At 56.0% G+C, this 14078-nt stretch carries 7 protein-coding genes; all 7 read left to right on the top strand.

All coding sequences use genetic code 11. The features are described from left to right. The first annotated feature begins 37 nt into the window (after window positions 1-37). The 7 genes from E9954_RS31325 to E9954_RS31355 all read left to right on the top strand — a co-directional run bounded on the left by E9954_RS31325 (window position 38) and on the right by E9954_RS31355 (window position 13504). Window positions 38-3415, top strand: coding sequence for a right-handed parallel beta-helix repeat-containing protein (locus E9954_RS31325; protein WP_168442727.1), 3378 nt, complete (start codon window positions 38-40; stop codon window positions 3413-3415). A 122-nt stretch (window positions 3416-3537) separates the two neighbouring features. After that, a complete protein-coding gene (locus E9954_RS31330; RefSeq protein WP_222847390.1) occupies window positions 3538-5028 on the top strand; it encodes a hypothetical protein in 1491 nt (496 codons plus the stop codon). Between the two features lie 12 nt (window positions 5029-5040). Next, window positions 5041-6939, top strand: a complete 1899-nt coding sequence (locus tag E9954_RS31335) for a sulfatase-like hydrolase/transferase (protein WP_136083246.1) — start codon at window positions 5041-5043, stop codon at window positions 6937-6939. A gap of 148 nt (window positions 6940-7087) precedes the next feature. Continuing rightward, window positions 7088-8347, top strand: a complete 1260-nt coding sequence (locus E9954_RS31340) for a glycoside hydrolase family 117 protein (protein ID WP_136083247.1) — start codon at window positions 7088-7090, stop codon at window positions 8345-8347. Window positions 8348-8388: 41 nt separating this feature from the next. After that, window positions 8389-9399 carry a glycoside hydrolase family protein gene (locus E9954_RS31345; protein WP_136083248.1) on the top strand — a complete coding sequence of 337 codons (1011 nt, stop codon included), beginning with the start codon at window positions 8389-8391 and terminating at the stop codon, window positions 9397-9399. A 305-nt stretch (window positions 9400-9704) separates the two neighbouring features. Next, complete coding sequence (locus E9954_RS31350) at window positions 9705-12353, top strand: PQQ-binding-like beta-propeller repeat protein (protein ID WP_136083249.1); 2649 nt, start codon at window positions 9705-9707, stop codon at window positions 12351-12353. 362 nt (window positions 12354-12715) lie between these two features. Then, complete coding sequence (locus E9954_RS31355; RefSeq protein ID WP_136083250.1) at window positions 12716-13504, top strand: PEP-CTERM sorting domain-containing protein; 789 nt, start codon at window positions 12716-12718, stop codon at window positions 13502-13504. Window positions 13505-14078: the final 574 nt, after the last annotated feature.

Below are 14078 nucleotides of genomic sequence, written 5' to 3' on the forward strand. Positions count from 1 at the left end.
GGGATTGATGGTAAATCCGGCTTTTAAGGAGGCCTCAGTGAAAGCATTCATTATTTCAGTCGCTATGATATTGGCTGCCGATTTGACCGTTTTGGCCCAGATCGCAGTAATTGATGAGAATTTTGATTCCCTTTCTCTGGGGGATATAACGGGCATTAACCAGGAGATTGCCGGTGCGGGGCTGCGGCTTCATAACCACGTTGTGGGTGAAGTGGTTACTCCTCATCCGGCTTTCACATCCTCGTCCGGAAATGCCTTCCAGCTGACAACTGGAACCAATCCAAGCGGCGGCTGGGGACTGTTATCCGCAGATAACAGCCCTCGCTCGGTCTCGCTGACCGTTGGAGAGGAAATCACTTTGTCGTTCGATATGTATGTCCAGGCTGTTCCGGGAAGCTCGACGGAGCCGGAACTGCAAATGATGCTGGACGGTTCCGAGGCCGCGGTACGCGAGTTTACTGAGCTTGCCGGGGCTTCCGTTGGCGATGTCATTCAAGTGAGCTGGGCGGTGCCCGTTTCCCCGACCATGGAATCTGCATCGGCTATCAGCCCCCGGATCGGCCTTGAAGGGCATAACAACAACTTTATAGATCCCGGGACCAATGTTGATGTAATCCAGATTGATAACCTTAAACTTTCTGTCGTAGCGGCAACACCGAACACCTATTATCTGGATGCCGATGGAGGAAATGATGGTAATTCAGGAACCTCGCCGGGTAATGCCTGGGCATCGCTGAGTAAAGCAGGCTCTTTTGCATTCAGTGCCGGAGAACAATTGCTGCTGCAACGCGGTGATACCTTTAACGGAAAGCTTGTACTGAGTGCGGATAGCGGAGCGAATGGAAATCCGGTTGTTATCGGGGCATACGGTTCAGGAAACCGGCCGGTCATCGATGCCGCCGGTTATCTGGCGGGCATTCAAATTACCAGCTGCGACCATCTTCTTATCCAGGATCTGGAAATTACGGGCGATGGCGGTGCGCATGTAGACGGATCAGACGGCACCGACCGTTATGGCATTTATATCAATAATACCAGCGGTAATGATTCCGATCACATAACGATCAGCAATGTCTATTTCCATGCGATTTATCCTTTCCTTGCGTCATCGCATGAGGGGCACAATCCGACGACCTATACCGGCTATGGTATCCTGGCGAGCGGACAGAATGGAAATCATTCGGAATACCTGACCGTGGTGAATTGTCACTTTGAAAACCTGGGGATGAGCTGCATCAACATGAGCCGCCAGAACAATATGTCGGTGCTCAAGAACCTTATGGAAAATATCGGTGGTCCGGCCATGGTGCCGAACCGGTGCGATGACCTGTTGGTGCGCGGCAATACGGTGGACGGTTCCGGGCAGTATACTGATCCGCGTATGCACGGACGCGGCAGCGGAATCTGGCCGATCAACTGTAACGGCGTGTTAATTGAAAAGAACGCCTTTATGCATGCGCGCGGCCGTTATGATTCCTGCGGCGTGCACCTCGATATCGGGAATACGGATGCCATCGTTCAGTATAACCTAAGCATGGATAACGAAGGCGGTTTTGTTGAAATCCTTGGCGTGAATGCGAACTGTTCCTATCGCTACAACATCAGCATCAATGATGGAAACCGCCGGCCGGGTGTGAACGAAAACGGTCTAACGCAGGGCAGTGGTCATACGATCCTCTTCAGCAGCCACAACTTCAGCGAGCAACCGCGGCATGGCCCCTATAACAGCTATATCTACAACAACACCATCTTCGTGAAGGATGGACAGCACGCTTCCTTCTCCATCGAGCAGGGTACGAAGGGTATCCTGATGGCCAACAACCTGTTTTATATCGAAGGAGAATTGGAAGATGAAAATCCTTATTGGCGCGGTGCCTATACCAACCTTCTGCCGGGAACCGCCATCTGGACCAACAACCTCTATCAGCGCGGCGGCATTTACCCGGAGAACTGGATTTTTGAGGAAGGAAATCCAATGTATGGAAATCCGCAGTTCCCGAATGCAGGGGGTTTTACACCGGAAGATTATATTCCAATGCCTGGAAGTATGGTTGAAGGGCGGAGCGTTGATATTCCGGTAATCCCTGGTGATCCGATCGGACTCGCAGTCGGTTTCGGGGTGACGGAGGACTTTTTCGGTAATCCGATTATCGGTCAGCCGGATATCGGCGCAGTCGAGATCGGTGGCGGCCTCTCAACGGAAATCGGTTCGGCGTTTGATCACTGGCCGGAAGAGCATGACGGCACGGTTGAAATGCATGCGGTTCCGAGACCAACCGGGGCCGAGTATTATTTTTCTGAAACCTCAGGGAATGCCGGTGGCGAGGATTCAGGATGGCAGATCTCGCCCAGCTATACAGACACCGGACTGCTGCCGAATACGCTATATACGTATACGGTCACCACACGCGATGCCGGAGACATGGTGTTCGGAACCAGTGTTGTTGAGGAGGTCATGCCGGTTTCCTTTTCGCCATACCCGAGTCACATTATGCTGGAAGAGGACTTTTCCTCTACGGTTGACCCGGATAACCACAGCTCGCCGTTCCCTGAAAATACCTGGTATCTGGTCGACGGCAGCGTAGGCCAGGAAAACCAGGATTCGTCGGTTGTTACCACAGACGGCGGACTGCAGCTTGGATTCGGCTATGAAGAAATGCTGGTTCAGTATTATTCGGACCAGACCTGGACCCTGAACCGCGATTATCAGTTTTCCGGCGACTGGGAAATTAAAACCCTCTTTGAAAACCACCTCGGCATAAAGGTAGGCTTCGGTGAATTCGATCCCGTTACCGGTGCGCTGATAAACAAATTCGGTGAAACCGATTTAGGCGACACGGTTTCGCCAACGGCAGGAGAAACCGGTTCATTCAACCTGACTGTGACATCCGCTGAACTGCAGACCGAAGGGGTTAATCCTGCCAACCGGGTTGGGATCTATTTCTACCGGGATAACGACGGCATTGTAGGAGCACAGACGGAAAATGCAAAAAACGATATCTACCTTGTGGATAACCTGGTCCTGCAGCAGGATGGAGCCGGCGTAGATACGGACGGCGACAGTATTCCGGACAGCATCGAGGACAGCCTCGGAGGCCTGGACCCCGAGGGAGACTACGACGCAGACGGTCTGCTGAATGCCGAGGAGATCCTGGTCGGGCAGCCCATTGATGTTGCGGGTTCACCGGTTATGGCCGGCATGACCAATGGCACTCAAATTGTGGTTTATGATCCGTGGGTGCTCTCCAATCGCGTCTATATTCTGGAACACAAAGAGGCGCTGCTCTCTTCCAATGCCTGGAAAGCGGTGGATGCCATGAGCGGATCGGCCGAAGCCGATAATGGCGATTATGCATTTCCAAACACTGGAACCGATACCCAGGCCTTCTATCGCATCCGTGTAGAGTGGGAATAAGCTGATTATTCGGATAGACGAGATGATGAAAAAGGCGGTTGGGCTTTTACTGCTGCTTGGATGCGGTCCGGCGGTTTGGTGGAAGCACCTTACGGAGCTGTTTGCGCAGACTGGAGAAGCAGATGAAAATAAAAAATCAGGCGATATGGGTATATGCCGTAATTCTTTTTACTTCGGCACATTTCAATGTTGTTGAAGCGGCCGACTCGCCGTGGACGCGCGGCAACCGCATTGCGATCAGTACGGATGGAAATCCGGATGCCGATGCGGATGATGTCGGTGCCACCCCGTTTACGCTTGCGATGCTGGCCAAGGCCGGGCTGCAGGACAACCTGGTGCATTACGACTTCAACAACTTTCTGGAATACAAGCGGATTGAACCGGCCGACAACCGCATGTGGCTGAGCGCCATGGGCGGGCAGGGCCGCTGGGGATTTGACCGCCGCCGGTTTTTTGATGCCTCCATTGATCCGGAAGGCGCCGTGGCGCATCTGGCGGCGGAAATCAATAAATCCACGCCCGACGATCCGTTATATCTGATTGCCGCCGGCCCGTTGGAATTGGTTTACCAATCGTTGGAGGCTGCCGATCCTGCGGCTCGGAAGCATGCCATCATCGTTTCGCATCATAACTACAATGAATATTTCAAGCCCCGCCTGTGGCAACGCAACTGGAACGATGTTCAAGATCTTGTTCCAGGCATTGGGTATCTGCGAATCAAGGACCAGAACGGTTGGAACGGCAATGGCCTCAAGGGGAAGGACGACTCGGACTTCCATTGGCTGCGGGACCATGCGGACCCTAACCTGAACTGGGTGTATGAGCGGGTGGTTGCCGGGAAACCCGATGTTTCGGATGCGGGGATGCTTTCGTGGCTGATCGGGATTAATGGCGACGACGAAATGGTCTCGATTGCGGAAATGCAGCGCTGGTTCGGAGCAGATCCGCTTCCCATGAATGGGAAGCGTTCAGCCATGCCGGACGTGCCGGCCGGCGTTGCTCCAAAAGTGGTTCCCCCGGAAACCCAGCATGTTTTTGCAGAGGTGGATGGAAGGATTGTGATCGAGGCCGAGCGCGTTCCGCTTTCGGATGCGTGGGAATTGGCGACAACGAAACCGGGATATAGCGGTTCTGGATATATCCAATGGATGCCTCGGGAAAACCATGCCGTCAGTCATCAGCATCAAGGTGTTTTGACCTACAAGCTGCGGATTACCAATGCCGGCAACTATCGCATGGCTCTGAAATCCGCGCACGATCGTGACGGTGTGCAGGATCAATGGAGCAGCTGCTTCACGGTCGTTGGACTCAACCCGGTAAGCCCCTATGGAATTACCCGCAAGACCGGATTCCAGGCCGGTCGGGGTGCGGGATTCAACTGGGTTGCCACCCATAACAATTATGGTTCCGTGCGGCATAAAGAGGGCGCGATGTCCGAACCCCTTTACGACTTGACTGAGGGCGATCACTATTTCTGGATCTGCGGCCGTTCCAGTGGATTCCGGATTGATAAAATCCATTTCTTTAAAGAGGGCGTTGACGGGTTTCAAAATGACGCAGTCCCGGAAACCCCCATCCTGCCGGGAGGCCCGGTGGATTTAAAACAGGAATAATAGGAGAGAGGTATGATGAAGAAACTTAAATGTCTAGTGGTGGGCGGGGTGTTGGCCGCGCTGGCGGCGAACGCAGCGGATAAACGCCCGAATATCTTGTGGATCGTTACGGATGATCAGCGGGCGGATTCATTGAGCTGTTTTAACCGGGCAGTCTATGGAACCGATGAAAACCTACTGGGTTATGTGGAGTCGCCGAACATCGATGCCCTGGCGAAGGAAGGGGTGCTGTTTACCCGCGCCATCTGCAACTCCCCGGCCTGCGGGCCATCGCGCGGTTCGATGCACAGCGGGCGCTACCCGTTCCGCAATGGCCACTATGCGTTTGAGCTGACGCACCAGAAGGCGGAGTTCGTGAAACCCATCGTTCACCAAACCATCCGCGAATACGGCTACAGCACGGGGGCCTTTGGCAAGATGGATTCCTATATCTACACGGTTCCGAACGCCTACAATACGGATGGGCTCTTTGGCACGCGCATCCATTTCAAGCATGACCTGCAGGCGAATGGCGTTGGCGACATCTACTCCCATGTGGCCGGGGGCAATGTCGATGGGCAATATACCGTTCTTGGGAACCAGGAAAAGGTCATGTATGCCGACGGTACGGTGCGTGAATACTTCATCAATCGAAAAGATGCCGAGCTCACTGCGGAAGATGTCGCCCACCAGAAGCAGACCGACCGCGAATTCGATTTGCTGCGCGCCTATCCCGAGGGCTTTTATTCGAAGACGCTGATCTATGGGGGGCGCAATCCGCAGACGGCCGATAAAACGCTCGATGCCTATATCGTCAAGGAGTTCAAGGACTACCTTGCCAACGCGGACAAACCGTATACCACCTCCTATGGCGAAACGTTGACGGGCGTGCCCTCGGATAAGCCGTTTATGATTGATGTCGGCCTGCGCCTGCCCCACACCCCCGTGTTGCCGCCGCAGTCGTGTCGCGACCGTTTCAAAGACAAGACCTACAACGTGCCGGAATTCGAACCTGCGGATCTGGAAAAGCTCCCGCCGCAGTTGCAGCAGATTTGTAAAAACATGAAAATCATCGCCACCACACCGGAAGATGTCGAAGCCAAGCGGGCCTATTCCGCTGAAGAGGTACAGAAGGCCATGCGCGACTACTTTGCCTTTTGTGCCCATGGCGATGCGGTGATCGGCGATGCCGTAAAAGCCTTCAAGGAATATTGCGCCAAGAACAAGCGGGACTATCTGATCATCTACACGGTCGGCGACCACGGTTGGCAGCTCGGCGAACAGGGCATTGAGACCAAGTTCACCCCGTGGCGGCAGTCCATCCATAATGCGGCGATCGTGGTGTCCTCCGACAAAACCAAGTTTCCCCCCGGCAAGGTCTATGACGGTATTGTTGAATACGTTGACTTCATGCCGACGATTCTGGCCGCCGGAGGGGTGAACATCCATGACGCCCAATATGATTATCTGGACGGCTATGATCTGGCCGAGGTCATCGCCGGCAAAGCCATCGACCGAGCGTATGCGCTGGGCGAAATGAACCTGATCTACGGGCCGCGCGCTTACCTGCGTTCCAAGGAGTTCGGATTCTCCATGCGCACCCGTCCCGGCAACGCACTCGCCAAGGAAGGCAACCTGAACAAAAACATCAAGTGGGCGCTGGAATGCCCGGTTAAAGCGGCGGAGCTCGCTCTCTATGACCTGCGGCAGGACCCGCTCGAACGCAACAATGTGGCCGCCGATCCGGAATACCGGGCGCTGGCCGAATGGTTCCGCCGGAAGCTCGGCAACATTGTGCTGGGCGATGGCCGTGTGGAGTGCGACTGGAGCAAGATGAACAGCTACAACATCAGCCTCTTTGCCAAGGGCGCGGATAACAAGAAACTCGATATTCCCGCCGGCCTGGTTCCAACGGTTAAAGGCGTGGAGTAATACCAAATTAAACTGATTTGTATTTTTTACCACAGAGTTCACTGAGACGCAGAGGGTGGCAGATATATTGGTTGCTCTGTGCCTCCGTGCGCTCTGTGGTGAGACTCTTCAGGTTAATTGCCTATAACCCGGCGGTTGGAGGTTTGATATGAAAAGGCTGGCTGCGATATTGATCGGCATTTCCGGAGCGGCAGGGTGGAGCCTGGCGGAAGACGTTTCCGGTGCATTCCCGTTTTTAATCCCGCCGGAAAAACCGGGCCGCCCATTGAGCGCCGCCGTTGAGCGGGCGTATGATGAATACGGAGGGTTCCGGCCGGAAAGCAACGAGCTGTTCACCGAGTTTAAATACACGGAGCTGAAAGGCTTCGACTATAACGGCGGCGATGCAACGGTATCGCGGCGCGATCCCTCCAAGGTCATCTTCGCCAACGGGAAATATTATGTGTGGTACACCGGCCGCAAAACACCCGTTAAGCCGGCCGGTATGTCCCGGGCGCATCTGGCGACGGATGAAGTCCCGTCGGCGGACTGGGATCTGGCCGACATTTGGTATGCCACCTCGACGGATGGCTTCACCTGGGAAGAGCAGGGGATTGCCGTGCCGCGCCCGCCCAAGCCGCAGCCCGGTTGGCGGTCGGTCACGACCACGGATATCCTGGAATGGGAGGGGAAATATTATCTCTACTACCAAGCCTTCATGGAGGCCAGCGGAACGCGGGGCGACTTCTGCCCGGTCGCCGTTTCCTATGCCGATTCCCCCGACGGCCCCTGGACGCCGCACGGGAAGATTGTCATCCCCAACGGCGCGCCCGGGGAGTGGGACCAGTTTTCCATCCACGATCCCTATCCGCTGGTGCACGACGGAAAAATCTACCTCTACTACAAGGCCGACTTCGACAAGCGGCCTGAGCTGAAACCGTCGAAGGTTCGGATGCAGGGGCTTGCAATCGCGGACAATCCTTTGGGACCATTCAAGAAACATCCGCTGAACCCGGTGATCAACTCCGGGCATGAAACCACCTTGTTCCCGTTCAAGGAGGGCGTGGCGGCCTTGGTCATCAAGGATGGGATGGAACGCAACACCATCCAGTATGCCGAGGATTGGGTAAACTTCGAGATCGCCTCCATGGTCGAACTCATGCCCGTTGCGGCGGGGCCATTCGTTCCCGATGCATTCACCGGCACCAAGGACGGCCGGGGCATCACCTGGGGGCTAGCCCACTTCGTGAATGCCGCTGACGACTGGCGCACTAACTATTCGATCCTGACCCGTTTCGACTGCGACCTGAGCCTCGATCTAGATGACCAGGAGATGAAGGGGCATTTCAAGCAATACAGCCCCGAGCACTATTATCGGCATGGGTTGTCCGGGAAACAGCGCGAGCGGCATTCGCTCGGGCGACCCTAAATAATATACGCGAGTCAATTGTTGAAATTGGAGAGATGAATATGGAACAAAAAGAAAACAAACGGCCGGAAGTGGTGTCTGGGTTCTGCGAACGGTTGACCGGCGTTGGCCGGATTCTCGAGGATCCCGGCCACCATGTGTGGGGTTGCTCGCCGATCTACGGTCCGGACGGAAAGGTGCACGTCTTTTATTCCCGCTGGAAAAACGAAGCCAACCATGAAGGCTGGCTGTCCGTCAGCGAAATCGCGCACGCGGTGGCCGACGATCCCGCCGGGCCGTACGAAACCGTGGATGTGCCGATCAGCGGCCGCGGCGGCGACTGGTGGGACTCGATGACCTGCCACAACCCGACGATCCACCAGGTCGGCGATCAATACGTGTTGTTCTACATGGGGAATTCAGACGGGCAGCCGGGGACAAAGCGCGTGGGCATGGCTACGGCCGATTCGTTACATGGCCCCTGGAAGCGTTCGGATGCCCCGATCATCGAACCGGATCCCGATCCGAATGCATGGAACTCCATGGTGACTTCTAATCCGGCCTTCCTTCAGCATCCGAACGGTGAACTGTGGCTCTACTACAAGTCGTGGCGCATTGCCGATTGGGAGCTGGACAAGGCGACCAACGATTGGCGCAACACCAACCGCCAATACGGCCTGACGATTGCGAAAGACCTGAACGGCCCATGGGTGAAGCAAGGCGATGGGCCGATGATCGATCTCCGCAAGGACGTTGAAAATGCGCAGAGCGAAGACGCCTATATCTGGGTGGAGGACAATACGTTTAAAATGATCATGCGCGACATGGGCTTCTGGAACCATGAATACGGGTTGTATTTCGAGTCGGACAACGGGGTGGATTGGAGTCCGCCCAAGATTGCGTTCTGGGATGCCTTCCGCTACTTCGACGAGCCGTCGACCGGCGCGTGGGGCGAAGGCCGTTTCGAGCGCCCGCAGCTGTTGATGCGCGGCGGGAAACCGGAATATCTGTTTGCCGCCTTCCGCGGCGGGAAATACGGCACCTCATCCGGCGCCGTGCTGAAGCTAAACTAGTGCTATGAAAAGTGTGTGGCTACGTCAGTTTAACCACAGAGCACTCAGAGACACAGAGGAGCGGGGTTGGCATATTTCTCTGTGCCTCCGTGTCCTCTGTGGAGAGACCATTCAAGTCAAGTTCCTGTGAGGCAGCGCCGGAAAGGTTCCCGGTTGCCAAGCGGGGCACCTGTTGGGCGGCTTTTGCTTTGTCCGGTTTTTCGGTGGCGGAATGGCGCATGTATTTTGCGCATTCGAGGGTGGCCGCGCTGTCCTGCATGGGGCCATTGCGACGTTTTGTTGCTTTTTCAATGAGGAGTTTGCTGATGAAGACGTTGCTGCTGATGGTTGCGCTGCTGTGCGCGTTTGGGGTGCTGGCAAAGGATTTCGAGACGGCCGGGAACGGGATACGCAACTTGGTTCCCGGCACGGTCAAGGGAACGCCGGTGTTGTTCGTTTCCGAGATCGACGGAGCGGTTTCGTGTTACAAGGCGGATGGCTCGTTGCTTTGGCGCAACCCCTCCGAAGATCCGGCGGTGATGTTCGAGATCGAAGCGGTGGATCTCGATGCCGACGGACGCGACGACTTGCTGGCGGCCAGTGGCGATGGCCATATCCATTGTTGGAATGCGGATGGAACGCTGAAGTGGAAATTCAATCCGGGCCACAAGGTGCGCTTTTCCGAAGTCGCCGTGGTTGGAACGGGCCAGCGCGCCCAAATCTTTGCGGGCGGCAACGACTCCACCCTCTATGAGCTCGATGCAACCGGCAAGCTGCGGTCCGAAACCCCGATCGACGGGGTGGTGCGCAAGATCGAGGCGGGCCATTTCCTGAACCGGAACAAACCCTCGCTTTTCGTAATGACCTACTCCCACGATAAGTTCCGCTGGGAGTTCATGGGCTTGCTCGATCCCGAAACAAAGAAGGTGCAGCGGCAATTGGATGGCAAGAATCCGCCTTCCAAGGATTGGGGAACGTTGATGGTCACCGATCTTTCCGTTGCCGACCTGGATCGGGATGGCCTCGACGACCTGCTCTTCTTCGGATCGTCGAAGGATGGGCTGGGCACGTTCATTGCCCTGGATGCCGGTTTCCGGGAACAGGCAAAACAGGTCGGGAGCCGGAAGCACAAACAGCGCTATGCCCACGTGCAGGGTCAATGCCTGCTGCCGGTCCGCGAGGAAGTGGCTTTCCAGTATGGCGGCGTGCTTTATGTCTGCGACCTGAAAGGCAACCTGATCGAAACCACGGGCGAAAAATACCGCGGACTCCTGTTCAACGATTTTGCGCTCGAACCGGTAACGGGGACGCTTTTTGCCGGTGGCCAGATCGGTGGCGGAAACACGGTCTATTCCTATCCCCTCAAGGGCGACGGCTGGTGGAAGGCGGAACATGTGCTCCGGGGCCGCCTGGCCGAGGTGGAACGGAACCTCGAAACGCTCTACCGCCAGGCGCTCGACTTTAAGCCGCCGACCTACCAGCAACCCGCCAAAAAAGAGTGGGTCATGATTACGGGCGTCGATGAATTGCCGGAGGTGGCCAGGCTGGACGCCGCCAAAATCACATTTGTCCAGCAGGTCGGCATGCAGGAAAACACCGACCGCGCCGAGCTGGTGGCGGCCATGGGCGAGGAGGCGTTGAAACGCGACAAGCGGATGGGCTACGACCAAACCCGCGAAGAGATCGTGGCACTGGCCCGCGAACTCGAAAAGAACGGCGAACCGTTTGTCGCCTGGGCGGGGCATGGCAACGACCCGTTCATTACGCAGATCGATACGATGGAGCAGGTGCTTGAGGTTGCGCCGAACACCTGCTACGGCTTCATCTACGCCGAGATGCACGACATCCACGATCCGCGCGTGCACCACTTCATCAACGAATATGTGCCGCGCCTGGCCAAGGCCTGCCGGAAGCACGGACGGGCGAAGCTCTACTTCCGCTACAAGAACGTGTTCTGGGCGGCCAGCTCGCACCAGGAGCCATGGAAGGATTTGTTCTTTTCGGGCAAGTATAACGACATCCTCGTGCCCTCCGCCGAGGATACCAACTCCCGCACGCAGGACATCAACTTCACCGGCCGCGTCGGCATGCTCGTTGCCGGCTACATCGACGATTTCGCCACGCGCCTGGTGGACGACAACCCAACCAGTTGGCGCCCACTCTCGCCGGGCGGGCAGCGGTCGGTCTCGCCCTACTTGCGCAACGGCGCGCTGCTCGCCGCCTATGGTGCGCGCTACGGCATCCTGTTCGGTATCGGCTATCTCGAAGACCCGGGCATGAACATCCTTTTCGCGCTGATGAAGTCCGGCGTGCTGCCGGTGGTCGATAAGGAGGACATTCTCTCGATTAGCTCATGGCACCTGATCCAGGAGGCCGACGAGGATCACATCCACACCATCGACGACGGCCACAACATGAAGACCTATTCGAAGGAAAACGAAGATGCCGTCCTTTCGGTCGCCCAGGTGGCCTGGTGCGGCGCGAGCCTGCCGGACCATGACTATTCCAAACAGGCGCTCGGTGTTGCATACCGCTGGCTCAACTTCCTGCCCGAAATGCCCAACGGCCTCGTGCCGATCGTGCCCGTGGAATATGCGCCGAAGCTCATCGAGCGCAAAACGCCGTTCACCGTCAGCGATACCAAGGTGGGTTTTGTGGATGGCGAAAAGGTTTCCGCCAAGGCGTTCGGCCCCCTCATCGGCAACGCCGCCAGGGAAGGGGCCGCCAAGATGCCCGTTGTTGTGAAGGGCGCTTCCTGGAGCGCGATCCGTCTCGATGCCAAACACATCCGCGTGGTGCTGATCGACCCCGGCTACATCGACCCGCAGGAGCGCGCCGCCACGATCCATTTCAATGGGAAGGCGCCCGCGAGCGCACTGGACATCCTCTCCGGCGAAAACCTATCGGTTGATGGTGCGTCCACCCAACTCACCGTACCGGCCGGTTCCATGCGCTTCATCGATTTGAGCTATTGATCGCTGCAAGAATACTAGGTTTGTTCCTGGGCTGCGCCCGGAACAAAAGGCCTTCGGCAGCCGATGCAAAGCCGTAGCTCGCATATCCGATGCGAGTTCACGCTGCCCAGGAAACGCGGATCGGATATCCGCGCTACGCCGAACAACATGTTGTGCTGGCCCTTCGGGGAAGGGCCTAAACTGGAGGGACGGGTTCCACCCCGTCCGCCGCTCGTGGGGGAACAAGGGTGTGGCAAGGCGTTGGCGGAAATCCACATATTTAATGTTGGATCCCATATATACGGGAGGGCGGGGGCATCATAGCGTATCGACTTGAATTGGGCGCTTTGTGGCTCCCTCATGCCGAGAAAAAAGGGAAACCAATGAAAATGAAAAAACAGATTGTTTTACTGGCGATGTCAGCTGCCATGCTCAGCGCACAGGCTGTTGTGATTGATTTTACAGACAACTCCGCGTATCCGGTTGGCAACCGCCTGCACGACCACTCGGACTGGTGGAGCCACGGCGCGGGTGCCGCCGAAAGTGTAACCAATACCGCCAGCGGTGCTTTGGTTTCCGGCAATGCCGACGCCGCATGGGACTCCTACCGCTACCTGGGCGAAGTCTACACGCCGGATATTGGCGACACGATTACCTCCAGCATCGATTTCACGTTCAATCTGACCGGTGGCAATGGCTGGGCGGAGGTGATAAACACAGGAATACGCAGTTCGGCCAACGACAACCTCATTGCCAATTTCAGCCGCGCAGGAAACGGCAACGGCCCAACCTCCGAATTCTCCCTTGAGTTTGGCGGTGGCGAAACCATCTTCTACGGTTCCGATCTTGGCTTTACCGGCTTGAACCAAGCCAGCGCTCTGCTGACGCTGACCTATGCAATGACAAAGACGGCCGATGACACCTGGGATGGAACCGCGACGATCTTTAGTGCCGCGACGTTATTCACCACGAATCGAACCGTAACCGGGATAAACTTTGCCGACACCGCATCGAACTATGGCGTTTGGGGCACGGGACGCGAAGACGGTGCCATCGGCCTCAATAGCCGCACCGTGAGTGAATTCACTGTGATCCCGGAACCGGCCACGCTTGGCCTGGTGGTTGCCGTGGGAACCGGCGTACTCTTTATCCGCCGCCGCTTCATGCTCTGATCAAATCCCGCCCCGGCAAAGCCGGAACCTGATATAAGCCACGGAAGAACACGGACAAACGCGGATGTATAACAGAAAAACGCTAAAGCATTTCCCGCTTATTTGACGCATTGCACTGACTCGTAAAAAAGAGCAGCAACGAATGTAGGTAAAACAACGAATCCGGCGTGCCGTGCTATTCGATGTTTTTCCTACATTCGTTGCTGATAATAATACAGTTTGGCCGATGGCACGTTTGCGACAAACTAAACCGAAGTTGCTTTTAAGATAGCGAAGCCAAGCAAACACATGCCTTTGTGCTTTTTCAGTGCGCAATTGCCACCGAAATTCCAACAGGATTGAACTCCCTGCCCATTCACTTCTCAGGGTGCGGAAGTGATACCAAATTAAACTGATTCGTTTTTTTACCACAGAGGGCACTGAGGCACAGAGGAGCGGGGTTGCTATATTTCTCTGTGCCTCAGTGTCCTCTGTGGTGAGACCATTCAAGTTAAGTTCCTATGATTCGTGCAATAACTTGCCACATCCGTACTACTATCCGTCAATTTCTTGTTTTCCTGGCAAATTTTTTACC

It is taken from the genome of Pontiella desulfatans, from assembly GCF_900890425.1.
Lineage (GTDB): Bacteria > Verrucomicrobiota > Kiritimatiellia > Kiritimatiellales > Pontiellaceae > Pontiella > Pontiella desulfatans.